17 protein-coding genes are annotated in these 20,716 nt (G+C 36.9%); 12 read left to right on the top strand and 5 right to left on the bottom strand.

What is annotated here, in order from left to right:
- Positions 1-10 precede the first annotated feature (10 nt).
- Entirely contained in the window at positions 11-703 is a 693-nt protein-coding gene (locus tag CCK98_RS23255; RefSeq protein ID WP_088088747.1) for a Crp/Fnr family transcriptional regulator, read from the bottom strand.
- Between the two features lie 225 nt (positions 704-928).
- Between CCK98_RS23255 and CCK98_RS23250 the strand changes: the two genes are divergently transcribed.
- Positions 929-3,292: a nitric-oxide reductase large subunit gene (locus CCK98_RS23250; RefSeq protein ID WP_088088746.1), complete on the top strand. Its 2,364-nt coding sequence runs from the start codon at positions 929-931 to the stop codon at positions 3,290-3,292.
- An 18-nt stretch (positions 3,293-3,310) separates the two neighbouring features.
- Here CCK98_RS23250 and CCK98_RS35610 read toward each other — a convergent pair whose 3' ends face one another.
- Positions 3,311-3,463: a hypothetical protein gene (locus tag CCK98_RS35610; RefSeq protein ID WP_179195911.1), complete on the bottom strand. Its 153-nt coding sequence runs from the start codon at positions 3,461-3,463 to the stop codon at positions 3,311-3,313.
- A 117-nt stretch (positions 3,464-3,580) separates the two neighbouring features.
- Here CCK98_RS35610 and CCK98_RS23245 point away from each other — a divergent pair, with 117 nt between their 5' ends.
- Positions 3,581-3,814, top strand: coding sequence for a DUF2249 domain-containing protein (locus CCK98_RS23245; protein ID WP_088088745.1), 234 nt, complete (start codon positions 3,581-3,583; stop codon positions 3,812-3,814).
- 541 nt (positions 3,815-4,355) lie between these two features.
- Positions 4,356-5,873, top strand: coding sequence for a carboxypeptidase M32 (locus CCK98_RS23240; RefSeq protein WP_088088744.1), 1,518 nt, complete (start codon positions 4,356-4,358; stop codon positions 5,871-5,873).
- 224 nt (positions 5,874-6,097) lie between these two features.
- On the opposite strand, the gene CCK98_RS23235 is transcribed toward CCK98_RS23240, so the two are convergent.
- The 3 genes from CCK98_RS23235 to CCK98_RS23225 are packed head-to-tail and all read right to left on the bottom strand — an operon-like array spanning position 6,098 to position 8,412.
- On the bottom strand, positions 6,098-7,765 hold the full coding sequence (locus tag CCK98_RS23235; protein ID WP_088088743.1) for a b(o/a)3-type cytochrome-c oxidase subunit 1: 1,668 nt from the start codon (positions 7,763-7,765) through the stop codon (positions 6,098-6,100).
- On the bottom strand, positions 7,765-8,241 hold the full coding sequence (locus CCK98_RS23230) for a cytochrome c oxidase subunit II (protein ID WP_088088742.1): 477 nt from the start codon (positions 8,239-8,241) through the stop codon (positions 7,765-7,767). The genes CCK98_RS23235 and CCK98_RS23230 overlap by 1 nt, the downstream gene beginning before the upstream one ends.
- A 21-nt stretch (positions 8,242-8,262) precedes the next feature.
- The gene (locus CCK98_RS23225) at positions 8,263-8,412 is read right to left on the bottom strand and encodes a cytochrome c oxidase subunit 2A (protein WP_088088741.1); all 150 of its coding nucleotides are present in this window, start codon (positions 8,410-8,412) and stop codon (positions 8,263-8,265) included.
- 734 nt (positions 8,413-9,146) lie between these two features.
- On the opposite strand from CCK98_RS23225, the gene CCK98_RS23220 reads away from it, so the two are divergent.
- The 9 genes from CCK98_RS23220 (at position 9,147) to CCK98_RS23180 (ending at position 20,565) form a co-directional block, all read left to right on the top strand.
- Positions 9,147-10,235 (top strand): type III polyketide synthase, encoded by a 1,089-nt coding sequence (locus tag CCK98_RS23220; protein ID WP_088088740.1) that lies wholly within the window; start codon positions 9,147-9,149, stop codon positions 10,233-10,235.
- Position 10,236: 1 nt separating this feature from the next.
- Positions 10,237-10,806 (top strand): isoprenylcysteine carboxyl methyltransferase family protein, encoded by a 570-nt coding sequence (locus CCK98_RS23215; protein WP_088088739.1) that lies wholly within the window; start codon positions 10,237-10,239, stop codon positions 10,804-10,806.
- Positions 10,807-10,835: 29 nt separating this feature from the next.
- Positions 10,836-10,994: a hypothetical protein gene (locus CCK98_RS35605; RefSeq protein WP_179195910.1), complete on the top strand. Its 159-nt coding sequence runs from the start codon at positions 10,836-10,838 to the stop codon at positions 10,992-10,994.
- 155 nt (positions 10,995-11,149) lie between these two features.
- Positions 11,150-14,800 carry a dynamin family protein gene (locus tag CCK98_RS23205; RefSeq protein ID WP_088088737.1) on the top strand — a complete coding sequence of 1,217 codons (3,651 nt, stop codon included), beginning with the start codon at positions 11,150-11,152 and terminating at the stop codon, positions 14,798-14,800.
- Between the two features lie 30 nt (positions 14,801-14,830).
- Positions 14,831-15,658 (top strand): sulfurtransferase, encoded by an 828-nt coding sequence (locus CCK98_RS23200; RefSeq protein WP_088088736.1) that lies wholly within the window; start codon positions 14,831-14,833, stop codon positions 15,656-15,658.
- A gap of 71 nt (positions 15,659-15,729) precedes the next feature.
- A complete protein-coding gene (locus CCK98_RS23195) occupies positions 15,730-16,623 on the top strand; it encodes a 5'-3' exonuclease H3TH domain-containing protein (RefSeq protein ID WP_088088735.1) in 894 nt (297 codons plus the stop codon).
- An 82-nt stretch (positions 16,624-16,705) separates the two neighbouring features.
- A complete protein-coding gene (locus CCK98_RS23190) occupies positions 16,706-17,479 on the top strand; it encodes a serine/threonine-protein kinase (protein ID WP_088088734.1) in 774 nt (257 codons plus the stop codon).
- Between the two features lie 73 nt (positions 17,480-17,552).
- Positions 17,553-18,137 (top strand): hypothetical protein, encoded by a 585-nt coding sequence (locus CCK98_RS23185; protein WP_088088733.1) that lies wholly within the window; start codon positions 17,553-17,555, stop codon positions 18,135-18,137.
- A 94-nt stretch (positions 18,138-18,231) separates the two neighbouring features.
- A complete protein-coding gene (locus CCK98_RS23180) occupies positions 18,232-20,565 on the top strand; it encodes a YheC/YheD family protein (RefSeq protein ID WP_088088732.1) in 2,334 nt (777 codons plus the stop codon).
- Positions 20,566-20,716: the final 151 nt, after the last annotated feature.

Genomic DNA, 20,716 nt, shown 5'->3' with positions numbered 1-20,716 from the left:
GCCTGCTAAATTAATAGAATAATTCCCGCTGAAGGGCTTCCCTGTCAATTAGGTAAAAACCATCCTCATCCAAGGCAACATAGTCTTTCTTTTTCACATGATTGATCGTCCTACTGACAGTTTCTCTTGAAGTGCCAATCATATTGGCTAATTCGCGATTGGTGAACTGCGTTGTTAGCTTATAGCGCTCGCCAACCATCTCGCCATTTGATTTACAGAGCCAAATAAGTAGTAATATTATTTGTTCAAAAGTGTTATGGAGAACTTGTGCTTCTAATCTTCCCTGCAAATCTACTATTTTTTCTCCTAATACTTTGAATAACTTGATGCAAAGCTCTGGATAGGAAATAAGTATTTCTTCAAACTTATCTATGGGAATAACAATCAGATTTGTATCTTCCATCACTTCCGCATGAGCTGGGAAATTTCCTTTTCTGAAAAATCCTGCATGTGGAAACATTTCACCAGGTTCAAGCACGGATATTAGTTGTTCTTTCCCTGATTGGTCTGTTTTACAGATCTTTATTTTTCCACTATGAATAAAGAAAACTCGGTCAAGTGGATCGTCCTGCATAAAAATATACCTCTTATGTTTATAAAAACGAGTTTGTGCAATCTTCACGATGGGCTCTAATTCTTCTGCCGATAATTCTTTGAAGATTGGGACCTCAGACAATCTTTTTACTATGTCCTCTTGCTTCATTAACATCACCTTCGTATTAGTAATTCTGTTTGACTAAATTGTAGCAGTGTTTTCACTGTAATTATGTGACCTCCGTCATAGATAACTAGTTTTTATGAAAATAATTCTCAGTCGGAACTGTGGTGTGGGAAATATCACAGGAGTACGATGAGTTGCTTCACTGTGTGACGGTCTTGTGAAAGTTACAATACGATTTGTGAGAAAATATGAAAGGGTGAATTTGGAATGGAAATACAACGGGGAACACCAACCAAAAAAGTGGTGAAGACGAATAAAAATGCAATGCTTAAATCAATATTAGTTATAACCATTTTACTGAGCTTCACGGTATTACTAGGAGGTGGCTATTGGATCTTTAAGGAGCAGGCACCAAGACCTGTAGAGGTTACCAATGAAAAGGGTGACGTTTTATTTACAAAAGATACAATTATGGGCGGACAGGCCGTTTTTCAAAAGTACGGTTTAATGGATTATGGTACCGTTTTAGGTCACGGTTCTTATATGGGTCCCGATTATACAGCGGAAGCTTTAAAGCTCTATACTGAAGGAATGCAAGATTTTAAAGCAAATGATGAATTCGGTAAAGATTATGCTTCATTAAATGAAGATCAAAAATCCGTTATAAAAAATAAAGTAATAAAAGAAATGCGTAAAAATCGTTATGATAGCAAAAGCGATACAATGAAACTAACAAATGCTCAAGTGTTTGGACTTGAAAAAGTAAGAGAGTACTATAAAAAGATATTTACTAAAGGCGACGGTTGGGGGTTAAAGGCAAACCTTATTAAAGAAGGGGATATGCCAAAAGACGATCGAGCTTATGTTGCAAAAGGGGATCAAATCACCCAAATATCTGATTTCTTTTTCTGGACTGCGTGGCTTTCAAGTACAGTCCGCGAAGGTGATAAAATCACGTATACTAATAATTGGCCTTACTATGAAGACGCAGGAAACCAATTATCCTTTTCTGCTATTTGGTGGAGCGGTGCTAGCATAACATTATTTGTATTAATGGTTGGAGTTATCCTATTTATTTTCTACCGTTATCAATTTGGTATGCAGGAAGCCTATAAAGAAGGTAATTTCCCACGAATTGATTTACGGAAAGTGCCGGTGACGAGCTCTCAGGTGAAAACAGGAAAATACTTCGTCATTGTGGCAGCATTATTCTTTGTCCAGTGTATGTTTGGGGCGTTACTAGCTCACTATTATATCGAACCTGATAGTTTCTTCGGTATGAAGTGGATTCACGATATTCTTCCATTTAATATTACAAAAGGTTACCACCTACAGCTTGCTATCTTCTGGATCGCTACGGCATGGCTTGGAATGGGAATATATGTAGCGCCGCTAGTTGGAGGTTATGAGCCTAAGAAACAAGGTTTATTAGTAGATATTTTATTCTGGGCACTGGTTGTCCTTGTTGTCGGAAGTATGGTCGGAGAATGGCTAGGTGCAAATGGCTACTTAGGAAACAACTGGTTCTTATTCGGTCATACTGGCTGGGAGTACATTGAGCTTGGACGTATCTGGCAGATTATTTTGATTGTCGGTATGCTAATTTGGCTGTTTATCGTTTATAGAGGTGTCAGGGCTGGTCTGAAGAGAGAGAATGATAAAGGCGGACTTATTCATCTGTTATTCTACTCAGCCATCGCGGTGCCAGCATTCTATATATTTGCCTTGTTTATCAACCCAGGTACAAGCTTCACATTTGCAGATTACTGGCGCTGGTGGATTATTCACTTATGGGTAGAAGGTATTTTTGAGGTTTTTGCGGTTGTTGTTATTGGTTTCTTATTGGTTCAACTCGGTCTTGTAACGAAAAAATCTACAGTAAGACAACTTTATTTCCAATTGATCCTGCTCTTGGGCAGTGGGGTAATTGGAATCGGTCACCACTACTACTATAATGGTTCAGCAGAAGTTTGGCTGGCTCTTGGAGCAGTATTCTCAGCATTAGAAGTAATTCCGTTAACATTGTTAATCCTTGAAGCATATGAGCAATATAAGATGATGCGTGAGGGTGGGGTAGATTTCCCATACAAAGGAACGTTCTGGTTCTTAATCTCTGTTGCTATTTGGAACTTAGTTGGCGCAGGTGTGCTTGGATTCTTAATTAACTTACCGGCAGTCAGCTATTTTGAACACGGACAATTCTTAACACCTGCTCACGGTCATGGATCCATGATGGGTGTGTACGGAATGTTTGCATGTGCAGTATTACTTTACTCATTGAGAAACATTGTAAAACCAGAGGCATGGAATGATAAGTGGATTAAATTTAGCTGTATCATGTTAAACGTTGGACTTGCAGGAATGGTTTTCCTATCCTTGCTTCCTGTTGGTTTCATTCAAATCAAAGAAGCTTTTAATCATGGTTATGCTGCTTCTCGTTCAGCATCATTCCTACAAAAGGATATTGTTGAAACATTATTAACATGGCGTGCGGTGCCTGACACCATTTTCTTAATCGGAGTGGTAGTATTATTGTTATTCTGTATTAAAGCAATCTTTAATTTACGGAAGCCAACCCACAAAGAAGGAGAAAAACTCCCTGTTAAAGATCTTTCAATTGACGAGGATTAATAGAAAAATCCGCAAAGGTCAGCTTTGCGGATTTTCTTTGTTCAAAATCAATATTTCGTGGCATTCAAAACAATAAATCTCTTTCTCCTCGGTATGGATACCGTTAAAAAAGCCATCTAAGCAATAAATTTCTTTACTGCAGCACTTACACTTTCCAATTAGTTCCTTCATTGGTCATACCCCCTGTATTAACAAAATCATCTTATTGGTGTGATACCACTCACTAAGTTTTAGACCAAGTTTCCTTATAATAAAAAGGAAGTTAACAAACTAATGGGAGTGAAAATAATGCAAACTTACGCAAAAGTCATTAATGTTCCAGATTTTCCACCACGTGAAAAACATCCAACAATCTTTGGCGGATTTGACGGTTTAGTATCAGGTGAGACAATGATGATTGTAAATGACCATGACCCTAGACCACTATTATATCAATTCATGATGGAAAGACATGAGCAATTCTCTTGGGAGTACCTTGAGGAAGGTCCTGAAACATGGAGAGTAGCCATTGCTAAGAAGTAATCGTTGAAAAAAGTGACTTCTTAACAATCCCAGTTGTTTAACCATTTGGTAGTGCTTTATTTAGTTATTTTCCATCTAGCATCCTCTTTTCCCTATAAATTTATTTTACAACAGAAATTCTTTCTGTTGTCAGGCAGTCGAGAAACTTTCGGCAGCCTATTATTTTCTACAATAACTTTAACAATTCACCGCGTTAATTTGTTATGATATATAGACTTTGCAACATGTCTGTTGATTTGCGCTCCAGGCACTTCGCTTTCCGCGGGCGTGCCGGGGAGCCTCCTCGGCGCTGAAGCGCCTGCGGGGTCTCCCCTGCCCCGTAATCCCGCAGGAGTCTACGTGCCCTCCGCGCAAATCAACAGGCCCATTAGCAGGTACAATGAATAATTAAATGCTGAGAATAAAAAATTGCCGAGAAAAATACCCTTTCTGACAACAGAACTTCTTTCTGTTGTTTTTTTATTAACTTGTGAACAGTATTTTGCATACTTTTCAGAATAATGTGTTAAAATTTAATGGGAATTAAAAGGGGGGGATTGCATTGAAGTATGAACTATTAGAAAAAGAATTTCTAGATTATGTGAAAAAGATGTCTGCCTACAACGAAGCACTTGGATTAGTTTATTGGGATCTAAGAACTGGGGCCCCGAAGCAAGGGGTGGAACAACGGTCCGAAGTAATTGGGATGTTATCGTCCGAAGTATTTAAAATGTCTACTTCTGAAGAGATGGCAGCATACATAGCTAATTTATCAAAACAATCACTGTCAGAAAAGACACGCAAAATCCTCGAAGAATGTAAAAAAGAATATGAAAGAAATAAAAAAATCCCAGCTGAAGAATACAAGGAATTTGTGATTCTCCAGTCAAAGGCAGAGAGTGTGTGGGAGGAAGCGAAGGAAAATTCGGATTTTGCCTTATTTAGTCCTTACTTAGAAAAGCTTGTCGCGATGACAAAAAAGTTTATCACATATTGGGGTCATGAAGTTAATAAATATGATGTGTTATTAGATATGTACGAACCTGGCATCACAATGAAAGTTTTAGATCAAGTATTTGGTGAATTAAGAGATAAAATAGTTCCTTTGGTTAAACAAATTTCAAAATCTCCACATAAACCAAAAACGGATTTTCTATATGAAAAATTTCCAAAGGAAAAACAACGTGAATTTAGTTTGAAGATCCTTGGCAAAATAGGTTATAACTTTCAAGCAGGAAGACTGGATGAAACCGTTCATCCTTTTGCAATTGGGTTAAATCCTGGCGATGTCCGCGTTACCACCAAATATGACGAAAACGACTTTCGGACAGCAGTTTTTGGCACGATTCATGAAGGCGGTCATGCTTTATATGAACAGAATGTTTCTAAAGACTTGATTGGGACTCCTCTTTGTTCAGGAACATCAACTGGAATTCACGAATCTCAGTCTCTTTTTTATGAGAACATCCTTGGACGAAGTTTACCATTTTGGAAAAATAACTACGATCTTTTAAAAGAATATGCAAATGGTCAATTTGACCAAGTGGAAATTGAAGAATTCTATCGCGCTATAAACGAATCTAAACCGTCATTCATTAGAATTGAAGCAGATGAATTAACATACCCGCTCCATGTTATTATCCGCTATGAAATTGAAAAAGGCTTATTCAATGATGAGATCGATGTAAAGGATTTACCGACTATTTGGAATGACAAGTACGAAGAATACTTAGGAATTTGCCCTGAAAATGATGCACAGGGAGTTCTTCAAGATGTCCATTGGGCAGGAGGCAGCTTTGGTTATTTCCCATCTTATGCCTTAGGCTACATGTATGCAGCACAATTTAAGCATAAAATGATGGATGATCTTCCGAACTTTGATCAATTAGCCGAAGACGGTACCATTTTGCCGATAAAAGAATGGCTGACCGAAAATATCCACCAATATGGAAAAATGAAAAAACCGCTTGAAATCTTACAGGATGTTACAGGAGAGGGCCTAAATCCTAAATATTTAATTGATTATCTTTATGAGAAATATAGAAAGATTTATTTGTTAAATGAAAAAGGCTCATTGTGATTAAAGCAATGTAACAATGAAACAAAAGGGCTTCAATCGATGAGATTGAAGCCTTTTTCTTACAAGATAAGAAAATATAAGTTTTTGAACTTAGATAACTGTCTAGCTCCAGCGCCTAGGGGCTCGGGATCATAAGCCAATCCGTCCTGAAGGTTAAAAAGCAACCTTCACGCCGGCTCGTCTTATGCCTGTCGCCCCTAAACAAGGCGCTTCCGCTTTTCTTATTACCATTTACTCCAAGTCTGAAATCCTTTTGAACCTGGAGGGGCATTTTGAATAATATCGATAAACGGAATCGTGTAAGCAAAAAGAATAAGGGCTGCTGCAATTCCAAGCCACAGTTTCCAGTTTTCAAATACCATTGGTGCTTTTTCATCAAGATTTTCTGCAACAACAACAGGGAATTCCTCTTCCCCTTTTGGAGCAAAGAAGGCAAGATTGATAAATATGATAATAACCAGAATAATCCCTAGGAATAAAATGGTCCCGCCAACTGCTTGAGCGATTTGATAAGGAATCCATTCTGCTGCTTGCTTTGCCCCGCCGTAGGTAGAGAAAGCGGAACGTCTTGGACCGCCAAGTAGACCTTGAAAGTGCATTGCACCTGACATGAATGCCATTCCAATAAACCAAACCCATGCTTGGATTATTCCTAATTTATTCATTGCTTTTGTCAATTTACGTCCAGTTAAATGTGGTACCAACCAATAGGAGATCCCAAAGAACGTTAATACAACCGAAGTTGCAGCAGTTAAATGGAAGTGTCCTGTCACCCAAATAGTATTATGAACTACCTGGTCCATTTGATTGGATGCATTGATAATACCACCAGCTCCAGCAGGAATAAATGATGCCATACCAATAAATGGAACTGTGAAACGAGCATCTCCCCATGGCAGAACCTTAAACCAGCCAAACAGGCCTTTTGCTCCTTTTGAGCGACCATATCTCTCGAAGGTTGCGAAAAGAGAGAAGGCAGTCATTAACGATGGAATAATAACCATGAATGTTAGGATAACCTGTAAGTACTTCCAGGCAGGGTCAATACCTGGCTCTGTTAATTGATGGTGAAAACCAACCGGAATCGAGAATAGCAGGAACAAAATAAATGACAAACGTGCTAATGAATCAGAGAAAATTTTCCCACCAATAATTTTCGGGATAATCGCATACCAACACATATATGCAGGCAATAACCAGAAATAAACAAGTGGATGCCCAAAATACCAGAATAAAGTCCGACTTACTAACACATCAACAGTATCAACTAATCCAAGCGACCAAGGAAGTAATTGGAACAATACGGTTGCTGCAACTCCAAGAGTAGCAATAATCCACATGACTGTATTTATAACAGCCATAAAGCTTAATAACGGACTTGGCTGTCCGGGATTATTCTTCCTCCATTTTGCATAGGTCATGATTTGTGAAGCACCATCAATCCAGCTTCCTATAACGACGAAGGTTAAGCCTAAGTAAAATATCCAATGGGCTTTAAGAGGTGCATAAAAAGTGTAAAGTACGGATGCTTCCTTAAGTAAAACCATGGTAGCTGCCATTAAGGTACCGACTAACATGATCCAAAAACCGATCCAGCCAGTGCGGCGGGCAGCATTTGAATGACCGCCAGTGGTTCTGCTTACGGCAGCATACTGAAATCCCATAATAAAAAATGTCGTTAAAACCAATCCCATTAAAACACCATGGACGGTTAAGATTTGGTAGTAATCAATACCCCATGGAAGCTCCCATTTACCGGAACGGACAAGGGTTTGTAAAAGCCCCATTAAACCACCAAGTGCAAGTGCAGAGAAGGCAACAAAAAAGTGGGCCATTGAAAGCTTTGCATCACGAGGATCAACTTTTACTTTTGCTGCTGTCGAGTTAGCCATTATTTTACCACCTCAATCATCGAACTCATTAAATGGTGACCAGCACCACAATATTCATTACAAACAATTAAATATTCACCAGCTTTATCAAACGTGGTTGTATATTCGCTGACATAACCAGGTTCAAGCATCATGTTAATATTTGTGCCAGCTACTTCAAACCCGTGGACAACATCTTTGGTTGTAGCAATAACTTTTACCTTTGCCCCAACTGGTACTTCCACTTTCACTGGATTATAGGAGAACGCTGCAGCTACATATACTAATTCATAGTCCCAATCCTTACCTTCAACCTTATGTAATCCTGGTTTATCAAATGGTTTTGTTTGATCGACCTTATCCACATTAATCGTAGTTAAACAACTTGGCGGCTTGTTGCCAAGATAGAATGCGCTTACACCCACAACTGTCAAAAATACTACCAGTGCACTAATTCCGAAAGTTAGCCAAATCTTCTCGAACTTATGCATATGCATAATTCTTTCCCCCTTCAATTATTAAAAGCGTTCAACAAATAGGTAATAGACACTTACCCAAGTGACAACAATAAAAGCTCCCAATAAGAAAACGGACGCTAATGTCCCTTTAAGAGAAGAGCTGTCTTCTATTTCTGTTTTTTGGTTTGTTTTAAGTTCCGCATTCGCCATCCCCCTGCACTCCCTTCAGAGTAGTTAAAATAAATGATTAGTTCTCTTTCATAATACAAAACAATTGTGAAGAAAAAATAACAAAATTAGCAGTTCACAAAATGTTCATTCCTTAGATATCTACTATGTTAATATTATAAAATTGATGTAACAGTGATTTATATCACAATTGCCAGGGGGTATTTGTGACTAAAATGTGAACTATCACACTTTACCTGTGATAAAAGTAATTGAATAATCATTCACACACGAAATTAACCACCCTTTTTGAAATGAATGTCACACTTTGGAATCCTATAAATATGATATTAAGAAATTCATATTTTCCTTCAGAAAAGAGTGTGTTTTTGTGGAAAAATATTATTGTGATAATTGCCGCCTTTTGTATGACCAGGTAGAAATCTGTAAAATCTGCGGAACATTAGTAAAAAATAAAATTAAAATTGAAGTTCAAAAACAACCCGATAAAAAATAAGGTGAAAAAACATTAATAAGCATTTTTCTTGCTGTTTATTTAGAAATTCGGAACTGGAAATCATTAGTTAATGAATGAAATCAATATCCATTATATAATTTAAGAGCACAGCAACAACCTTCAAAACGTTTGCTTCCCAGAGTGGAAACTTTTGGTTTCCTCTTTATATAGGGAAGCTTTTTTTTTGCTTTCTGAAACTCTTGAATAAAAACCTTTAAACTGGAAAAAATACCCTTACATAGATTGAAGGAGAAAAAACATGCCTACAATTATTTCAGTTGCAGAGGTTACTCCCCCTTTTGAAGTTAATCAAAATCAAGCTTTGGAGTTTGCACGAGAGCTTTTCTCAGATTCCTTTAAGGATATTGAAAGACTTTTACGAGCTTTTCAAAATGGACAAATTGAAAAAAGACATTTTGTTAAAAATCTCGATTGGTTTAAAGAAGAACATACTTTTGAAGAAAAAAATTCTGCATATATTGAATCTGCGGTGACACTTGGAAAAGAAGCAATCGAGAAGTGTTTAAATAATAAGGATTACTTAAAGCGAAATATTAATTATCAAGAAATTGATATCATTTTTTTTATCTCAACCACGGGGATGGCCACACCTAGTATCGAAGCGAGAATCATGAATCTCCTCCCGTTTAATTCACACACAAAGAGGGTGCCTATTTGGGGACTTGGCTGTGCAGGCGGTGCTGCTGGTCTATCGAGAGCCTATGAATATTGTCTTGCCTTTCCAAAAGCAAAGGCCCTAGTACTCTCAGTTGAGCTTTGCAGCCTAACGTTTCAGCGCAACGATCTTTCGAAAAGTAATTTAATCGGAACTTCTTTGTTTGCCGATGGTGTAGCCTGTGCCTTGGTTTGCGGTGATGATTCATACTTTTCAGATTTCAGGAAGAAGCCGACATCCCCCTCCATCATTGCTACACAGTCCACTCTTATGCCGAACTCTTTAGATGTAATGGGCTGGGCTATTAAGAGCACGGGGCTGTTTGTCGTATTTTCTCGGGATATCCCCCAGATCATAGAGGAGTGGTTAAAGCCGAATGTAAGTGGATTTTTAGGTGAACATCAAATCAACCTTGAACAAATAGACTATTTTATTGCTCATCCGGGTGGAAAAAAAGTGATAGATGCCTATGTAAAATCATTAGAGTTACCTCCATCCATGACTGACGTTTCACTTGAAGTGTTAAAACAATTTGGGAATATGTCTTCAACAACGATATTTTATGTGCTGAAACGTTACATGGAGATGGATATTCCTCAGGATGCTTTAGGACTTGGTACCGCGCTTGGACCTGGTTTCAGTTCCGAACTGCTTTTATTTAGGTGGGAGTAAAATGAAAGATATTATCTCATTTCTGATATTAGTAGGATTCATCGGCCTTCAGCGGATTGTTGAGCTAAGAATAGCAAAAAGCAATGAAAAGTGGATGAAGAAACGTGGGGCCATTGAATTTGGCGAAAAGCATTATCGTTATATGGTGACGATGCATGCACTGTTTTTTATTTTCTTAAGTTGTGAAAAAATTTTCATGAATTTGGGTCTATCTCCTTTATGGGGCATCCTAATAATTGTTTTTCTTATAGCCCAGCTATTTAGAATATGGGCGATCGCGTCATTAGGAAGGTTTTGGAATACAAAAATTATTGTCTTAAGAAATGCGAATGTGATTAGAAAGGGACCATACCGTTTTATCAGACATCCCAATTATTTAGTTGTTGCGGTTGAACTGGCTGTTATTCCATTGTTGTTCAACGCTTATTTTACAGCTAGTTTATTTACGATATTATATATCATCGTGCTTAGGATTCGTATACCTGAGGAGGAAAAGGCGCTTAGGGAGCTGACGGAATATGAAGGGACATTTCAGGATTGTAATCGTTTTCTACCTAAAGTTGTTAAATAATTGTGACAGTTAAAAATGGGCTATTGAAAATGATTATCACCTATGTTAAACTTTGGTTATCGATGAAAATCATTCTCAATGAAGGTCTGATAAGGAAGGTGTTACAAATGACTTTTGCTTTAGTTGGTGGAACGGTTATTATTTATGCATATGTCATGAAGCACGTCTTAAAAAACGTTACACATTAAATTAATAGTGTATTTTGGGAGCCAGGGTCTTACACCTTGGCTTTTGTCGTTTTTGGAAAAAATTTGTTTTATGTAAAAGAAGTGTCAAGATAGGAAAAGTTTGAATTATCGTATAAAATAAAAAATATTACAAAGTTGCTAAGGGGAATAAGTAAATGGTGAAAATAGCCCATCAAGAAGAAGTCATCCAAACACTAAAAACTAAAATCGTTTCAGTATTTGAATATATAAACGAACAAGAAGATTATGAAAATGCGGAAAAAATAAAACAACTAGCAAAGAAGCTGAAGAACAAAGAGTTTATGATTGCATTTTGTGGTCATTTCTCTGCAGGGAAATCGACAATGATCAATCAACTCGTTGGAGAGAATTTACTTCCATCTAGTCCAATTCCGACAAGTGCAAACTTAGTGAAAGTAAAAGCTGGAGAAGAATATGCAAAGGTCTTTTTCAAAAATGAAAAGCCTCGCATCTATTTAGCTCCGTATGATTATGAATTAGTTAAAAATTATTGCAAAGACGGCGATCAAATTGAAGAAATTGAAATTAGTCACAGTCACTCAGGCTTACCTGATAATACGGTAATCATGGATACACCTGGTATTGATTCTGCTGATGATGCCCACCGGATTGCAACCGAATCAGCAATTCATCTTGCCGATATCGTTCTATATGTCATGGATTTTAACCACGTCCAAGCAGAGTTGAATTTTTTATTTACAAAGGAATTAACCCAAGCTGGAAAAGAAGTTTATTTAGTAATTAACCAAATTGATAAACACAAGGATGAAGAATTGAGCTTCGATGAGTTTCAAAACAGTGTGGTTGATTCGTTTGCATCGTGGGGAGTGAAACCAGCAAGAATTTTTTATACTTCTTTGAAAAATAAAAACCATGCCTTCAATGAATTCAATGATCTTCAGAAATTTATTACAGAAAAATTGGCCTCTAAAGACCAATTATTAATACCATCGGTTTTTCATTCCTTAAAAAAAATTACCCAAGATCATATTGCTCAATTAAGGAAATTAGATGAGCGTGAGCTAAGACCTATCGTTGAGGTTTTGAATGAATTAACTGAGGACGAAATAAGTGAATTATCTAATAGTTCTCGAGAAATGGAAGGAAACCTCCGGACTTTAAAAGAGGGGGTAATCGGAACAGAGAAGGAATTTGATCATCAAATTGCCCAAATACTAAAAAACGCATACCTCATGCCATTTCAAACCAGAGAGTTAGCGGAGAGTTATTTGGAATCATGTCAACCGGAATTCAAAGTTGGATTCATATTTTCCAAGCAAAAGACGTTGGATGAGAAGAATGTGAGGCTTGAACGCTTTCATCATGATATTTATGATAAAACAAAATCTCAGCTCGAGTGGCACGTACGCGAATATTTACTACGCACCTTAAAGGAAATGGGTCTTGACGGGGGAGATTTACAGGGCTTGGCGCAGTCTTATTCAATCGATGTGCAGGCAAACCTTTTATCCGATACTGTTAAAACTGGGGCACGAGTATCAGGAGAATATGTCTTACATTACACAGAAGACGTGGCTAATGAAATTAAAAAAATCGCACGACAAAAACTGGCTATTTTTAAGGAAGAGTTCCTAAAAGCATTAAAGCAACAAACAGCTAAATTAATTGGACAGTATGAACAGGAACTAAGCAAAAACGATCGATACCTAAATGCCTTGTCAGAACTAGAAAAGGTTAAGCAGAATGCTAAGTTGAAGGAAACAAAGATCGAAGAGTTATTAACACAAGATGATATTTTACAAGAAGATATTTATCATCTTTTTAGTCAGGACGAAGAACAATATGAAGTGGTCAAAACACAGCTAAGGCCTGAAAACGGAAGTAGCAACAAGAAGAACGATTTGAAAGGCAAAGTGATTGAGGGTGCGAAAAATGATCCAAAGGTACTTCCATCAGGCAATCATTTGGAGAGAACCGTCGAACGTCTATTAAAGACTTCATCCTTAATTAAAGACCTCCCTGGTTTTTATAAGCTTTCTAAAGAATTATCCGAAAAAGCGGAAAGACTCGAAAACAAGGGATTTACCGTAGCATTATTTGGAGCATTTAGTGCAGGCAAATCTTCTTTTGCCAATGCACTTATGGGTGCTAAGATCCTGCCTGTTTCACCAAATCCAACGACTGCAGCCATTAACAAAATTAAACCTGTTACGGAAAGACATCCGCATGGCACCGTGCTTGTTAAGTTTAAGGAAGCATCAGCCATGCTTGAAGATGTAAATCGCTCATTAAGGGTTTTTGAACTCCAAGCAGATGATTTTGATGGTGCGGTCAAAAAAATTGACCAGGTTATGCTTCAAAAACAGCAAGAAGGCGGTGTCTTGGAGAAGACACATATTGCTTTCTTACAGGCATTTACTAAAGGTTATCAATCATTTGGTAATTCTTTGGGAATCGTTCTTGAAACAGACTTAAGTGAATTTACCGATTTCGTTGCTAATGAGGAAAAATCCTGCTTCGTAGAATGGATTGAGCTCTACTACGAATGCGAGTTAACTAATAAAGGAATTACTCTGGTTGATACACCAGGAGCGGATTCTATCAATGCCCGCCATACAGGTGTCGCTTTTGATTACATTAAAAATTCGGATGCATGTTTTTTTGTTACCTATTACAATCATGCATTTTCGAAAGCAGATCGTGAATTTTTAATCCAGCTTGGACGTGTAAAGGAATCCTTTCAAATGGATAAAATGTTCTTTATTATTAATGCCATTGATCTTGCTGAGAATGAAGAAGAAAAGGAAACCGTTATTGAATATGTCGAGGAGCAGCTTAGCAAATATGGAATAAGAAATCCTCATCTCTATCCTGTATCAAGCTTGCTGGCATTAAAAGAAAAGGAGATTTCAAATCCTATTTCGCATTCTGGAATGGCTAACTTTGAGCAGGCCTTTTATCATTTTATTACTAATGAACTAACGGAAATGGCTATTTCCTCTGCAGAAAAAGAAATAACCCGGGTTCATGATTTAATTGATAAACTTATCAAAAGTTCACAGGAAGACCAAACTGTAAAAGAGAGAAAACGCGGGACTATTGAAAAACAAAAAGCAGTTATCTTAGTGTCATTGAAAAACCAAACGATTGAAAACTTGCAAAATCGTTTGTACCAGGAAGCAGAAGAGTTAGTTTATTACATTAAACAAAGAGTCTTCCTCCGCTTTGGAGATTTCTTTAGGGAGTCATTTAATCCCGCCATACTAAAGGATGATGGTCGTCATTTGAAAAAAGTATTACTAGCTGCACTGGATGAATTTCTCGAAAGTCTAGGCTTTGATTTTGCTCAGGAATTGCGAGCAACGACAGTCCGCCTGGAAAGATTTGCCCAAAAGCAATTGGCTGATTACCAATCAGGTCTCATCCGAAATTTACAAGAAATCAATCAAGACCTTTCCTTTTCAGCATTTGAAGTGAAGCATCAACAAGCAATCGAATTTCCTATCGCTTTTAAAGATATGAATAAACAATTATTTTCTAAAGCCTTGTCGTACTTTAAAAATCCAAAATCATTTTTTGAAAAAAATGAAAAAAAATTCATGAGTGATGAACTGTATCAAGTGCTGAATTTGCCTGCGGATGAATATCTATCGCATGGAGCTCACCGTTTAAAAACACATTATTCAGATGAAATAACAAAGGAATTCAATCGCCTATTAGAACAAATGAACGAACAAGTAAATGATTTTTATTTGAGTTATCTTTCAGCCTTAGATGGCGGAATTTCTATTGAATATTTAAGGGAAATACAAAAAAACTTATAAAGTATTAATCAATGACGAGGAGGAAGCTGCGTGAAATTTGTTAAAGACAAAGAATGGTTATTGAAAAGCTTAACCGAGAGCAATATAAGGGTTGTCGATTGCCGGTTTTCATTAGCTGAACCAGAAAAAGGGAGACAGGAATATTTAAAAGGTCATTTACCTAGCGCAGTTTTCTTTGATTTAGAAAAAGATTTATCAAATCCAGTTCAAGTCCATGGCGGACGGCATCCTTTGCCTAGACTTGAGGAATTTATCATGAAACTTGAGAAAGAGGGGATTAATGAAAACACAGTCGTTGTCGCCTATGATACCGGTGAAGGGGCGTATGCAGCCCGCTTTTGGTGGCTGCTTCAATACCTTGGTCATGAAAATGTTTATGTACTTGATGAGGGATTTAATGGATGGGCAGCAGCAAATTATCCAGTAACAAAAGATATTCCTGCATTTGAAAAGGTAAAATTCCATTACAACCTAAAGCCGGAATTACTAGCAACTACCGAAGAAGTAAAAGAAGTAGTCGAAAAACAGCTGGAAAACAAGATATTAATCGATTCAAGGGAATCAAAAAGATATCTAGGGCTAGAAGAACCGATTGATAAAAAAGCCGGGCATATCCCTGGTGCCATAAATAAGCCGTGGATGGAGGGGATTCGTGGCGGGCGATATAAACAAGCTGAGGAACAGAGACAAAGGTTTTCAGATATCGAACCTAATATGGATATTATTGTTTACTGTGGATCTGGGGTCACGGCCACACCTAATTACCTGGCATTAAAGGAGGCTGGTTTTAATAAAGTAAAGCTTTATGTTGGAAGCTTTAGTGATTGGATCTCTTATGCTGATCATAAAATAGAATAATCTTTCAGGCCAACTTATGTTATAATGGATAGCGTGTTGTTTTTAAACGACACCAAATAAGGAGGTCCAATATGACTAATCAGAAGCCTTCACTTATGCTTGTTGATGGAATGGCGTTGCTATTCCGAGCTTTTTACGCTACGGCAGTTACAGGACAATTTATGATAAATTCAAATGGAACACCGACCAATGGAATTCATGGCTTTGTTAAGCATTTATTCACGGCAGTTTCATCATTTAAACCTTCCCATCTCGCTGTTTGTTGGGATATGGGTAGTAAGACCTTTCGTACTGAATTATTCTCAGATTATAAAGGTAATCGCGGTGAAGCTCCGATAGAGCTTATCCCACAATTTGATTTAGTAAAAGAAGTGGTTGCTTCCTTTGATATCCCCAATATTGGATTAGCAGGCTATGAAGCAGATGACTGCATTGGAACAATCGCTAATCAATCAAAGGACTTTGCCCATGTGTCCATCCTAACCGGTGACCAGGATATGCTGCAACTGCTTGATGATAGTATTTCTGTTATTTTGTTGAAAAAAGGTTATGGAAATTACCTGGTTCATACACCAGATTCCTTCTTTGAAGAAAAAGGAATTACTCCTCGGCAGATGATTGATTTAAAAGCCCTCATGGGGGACCCTAGTGATAATTATCCTGGTGTAAAAGGAATAGGAGAGAAGACAGCTCTTAAGCTCTTACAGGAGTTTGAACATATTGAGGGCATAATCTCTAATTTAGATCGATTATCAAAGTCAAATAAGACTAAAATTGAGCAGGATTTAGACATGCTCCATTTGTCGAGACTGCTTGCCGAAATAAAATGCGATGTTCCAGTGAGCTGTTCATTGGATGATGCAGGACTTCGTATTGAAAAAGAAAAAGCATTGAATAAGTTAATGGAATTAGAACTTCGTGGATTGCAACGGCTCTTGCCAATAGACGAAGCGTATGTTTCCTGAAAAAATAAGGTTGTCCACTAGAGACAACCTTATTTTTTTATGGATAAACATACAGGAATTCTTGTCTTACTAATAATAAGATATAAAAAACAGGGGTCACAAAGGGGGAGCTACATTCGAAAAGTATACACTGGATCATCAAACTATTGGTAAGGGTGCGACAAGCCTTGTCTTTTTTGGTCTGAATCAACGAAATGAAAGGGTAGTAATAAAAAAGGTTGATAGCAGAAGAGAAGCAGAACAAGAGAGCGATATACTAAGAAGCTTACCGGTTCATAAACATATCATCACCTGTCTAGATTTTTTTGTGGATGAACATAAAGGGTATATTGTTTTAGAATATCACGAAGGGGGAAGGCTTGGGCATTACAAAAAAGGGATCATCCATGATCAAGAATTAGCCGTTCAAATAACAATTAACATCCTTAAAGGGTTAAAGGTGATCCACCAACATGGCATTCTCCATTGCGATATTACTCCACATAACATTTTAATTTGTAATGATGACCCCCAAACAGTAAAAATCATCGATTTCGGCTCTGCTGTCCGCACCAATGACTCTGGTGAATACATTGGAAATCATCGAGGGGCAACGAGATGGTATCGACCACCGGAACTTAAGAAACAAAATCATTTCTTTACTGCTAATATAAACTACTGCTCAGATATATATAGTGCTGCATGTGTATGCTTGTACCTGTTAACTGGTTTTGCACCGTATCGAAAAAAACAGGCGTGCAAACAGATTCCCAATCAGAAATTACAAAAGGTTCTGAGAAAAGCAACAAGAAAGTATAAACTCAAACGGTATCAATCGGCACAAGAATTTATTGATGCACTTCTACCATTTTCATAAAAAGTAGTCTCTGGATATGCTTTAACAAGAAGCACAACACAATAATAATTTCCAATAAAGGAGATAATGCAAGTTGAATGATTTTACCCAAATTGTCGTTACGCCGGGAAAACCAGTTCAGGTTCAAGCCAATCCAACCGACTATCCACTCATTGGAAAAGGATTACAAGGTGCAGTGTTTAAACTATCCGAAGAACGCTGTGTGAAAATTTATTCAAAACAAATATATTGCCTTCGAGAAAAGCAGGTACTACAACAAACCGGTGAAAAAACAGCTATTTTACCAAAGGTTTATGAAACGGGAGAAAATTATATTATTATGGAATACCTTACTGGACCTTCCTTACAAGAATTTCTTGAAAAATCCAAGACAATTTCCGAGGATTTAACAATTGAAATTATCAATGTAATAAAAGAACTCAGAAGTTTACAGTTTATGAGAATTGATTTCTCCTTGCGACACTCAATCTATGATAAGAATGGAAAGTTGAAAATCATAGATCTTTTTAATTCTTTTAAAATTCAAAGGTCGTTTCCAAAACGACTTTTCAAAGACTTAAAACAATTGGGTTTATTGGTAACGTTTTTAGACCATGTAAATAATCAAGAGCCTTACCTCTTTGAACAATGGAAGAAATCGTTGAAAATAAAAGACTAATATCAGCGTGTTACTCCCATATGCCTATACAGTTTCATAGAATCATGAATAGAAATATTATAAATGACCTGAAATGATTGAAGGTGACTGAGTAATGGATGAAAAGTCTATTGGAATTATTTTAACTATGCGGCAATGGAATAGGCTGGCCCAAGAGGAATTAAACGATGATGATTCCTATGTTTTACAATATGCAAAAGCGGGCGATGAGTTAAATTTTGACGTACTATTTATTAATATCGAAGGATTGCTTGTAAACGAGCGTAAGGGAAATGCAATTATGATAAAGGATGAGGAGATCGTTTTACTAGGTTTCGTTGATATTCCGTCAATAATCTATAATCCCACAAATTATCATCGTAAGAAAAACAATCGGACAATCTTTAAACTTGCACAGCAAACAGGTGTAACTCTCATAAATGAAAAGAATAATATTAAGAATAAGCATTTCCTAGAATTGATAGCAACACATCCTGAACTAAAGGATATTAATTTAATAGCGGAAAATCAAATTCCGACTTCATTTAGTTTTTACGTTTTAGGGCAAAAAGATTGTCAACATCAATGGACGACTCCGATTATTTATGCCAAGAATAATGACCAAGTGTTAACCTTTAAGGAAGCCTATCTGCTACTTACCGGTGATTACCAAATGCAAGAAGAGACACAAGAATACCTTTATGAAGTAAGCCATCGAATTTTAGAAATTATTCACTATTATTATCCAAGAATTTATGAAATTGGTCTTCAATTTGTGGGGATGGAAACTGGTGAAATTCGAATTCATTCCACTTGTCCTATCCTTACCATTGTGAAAGACATAAGTTATAGCAACAAAAAAGTAGCGGGTAGGATTCTTAGGTGGCCGATTGATCTAGCAAAAGAAATCAGGGAATTGAAAAACGATGATAAGACATTGCAAACGTATAGTGGAGAAACTGAGGCAACCGTTCATGTAAGCAGTGGAGAATTACACGACAATAATATTACGCCGTTTATCAGGAAATCAAGTCAGCTTTTTGAGAATGTTTGGGTGAAATTTAAAGTTTTTCAAGACCATGAAATGAAAATGAAATTATCTAACCGAATTACAGAAAGCTGGAGGGAACAACCTGAATTTGTAAAATTTGGGGTAAATGAGCAGCCATGTCACTTTGTAAATTATGAAGACGCAATTCCGCTAAGACATAATTCCTTTCAAAATCCCATAGAGCTTTTTGTTTCCGACACGCTAGTAGAATCCATGCATCTTCCTGTTGACCTAGTTTATCAAATCCAATTTTCAGAGAGAAAGGCAATTATCGGTCCAACAATTGGCTTACTATTGGGTGAAAAAAATCACTTTTATCATTTGGATTATATGGAGAAATTCAATGACCGTTTTGGTGAATTTCATCGCTATGGCGGAGTAACGATCGCCTTTTCAGCAAGGTCAGTCGATTGGGAAAAGAGAATTGCATATGGGATGATCTATGACCCAGTAAAAAAACATTGGCGCTATGATTCTACTCCGATTCCCTCTACCATATACCGTAGAAATTTCCATCAAAAGAAAGATAATATTAGACAACTAGTGGATATAACCAATAATAATTTATTTAACTCCTACCACTTTAAAAAATCGGATCTATATTTATTAAAAAATACCCCAGAAATTAAACAACACTTACCTGCAACTTTCCTTTTAAATAACATGGAAGAATTAATTGACTTTTTAATAGAAAATAAGAAAATTATTTTAAAGCCTGTTAGCTTATCAAGAGGACGCGGAATTTTCATACTAGAATTAAATGACGAAACAGAAGGTTTTAGTTTATACGATTATCGGAATATGACAAAGGTACAACACAGATTGAAGGATAAAGAAGGTTTACAAGTATTATTAAAGGAGTTTGGAATTTTTAAACAGGAGTATTTATTTCAAACCTACATTCCGCTTTTAAAGGTAAATAATCGAGCCCTTGATGTCAGGGTTGTGATGCAGAAATATAACAAAGGGAAGTGGCAATGCACTGGAATTGAATGCAGGGTTGCTCGAGAAGATGAGGATCTAACTAATATTGCTCGGGGTGGAGAAGCGATGACGTTAGAAACAGTTATCAAGAAGACTTCCCAGGGCCTCAGCTATTCGCTTGTTTATCGGAATATAGTAAACCTTTGTCAAAGATTTTGCCGCATCATGGATCAAAGAAATGAACATTTCTCCGAATTTGGTATAGATATTGCCTTAGATGAAGTTGGCTTCCCGTGGATTCTTGAAGCAAATATATATCCTAGCTTCAAAGGCTTTAAGAAATTGGATTATGATAAGTATTTAAAAATTCGTAATCAACCAATGTTTTATGCAGTTCAAATTCAAGGGTTTCAAATTCTTGATGAAGATGCATTTGGAAATACTCTTCACTTCCAAGAAAGAGCATATTTATAGTCCTTCACGTCCCTTTTGATTCATCCAAAAAGGGACGTTCTATTATTTTTCAGATACAATTTGGTTATACAATTGGAGGATACGGTTAGCACTATTTTCCCATGTGAAATTTTCCTTCACTCGATCTATACTGTTAAGACCTAACCTTTTA

It is taken from the genome of Bacillus sp. OV166, assembly GCF_900177675.1.
Taxonomy (GTDB): Bacteria; Bacillota; Bacilli; order Bacillales; family Cytobacillaceae; genus Neobacillus.
Note: the sequence above shows the minus strand (reverse complement) of the source record. Positions and strands in the feature narration are given on the sequence as shown.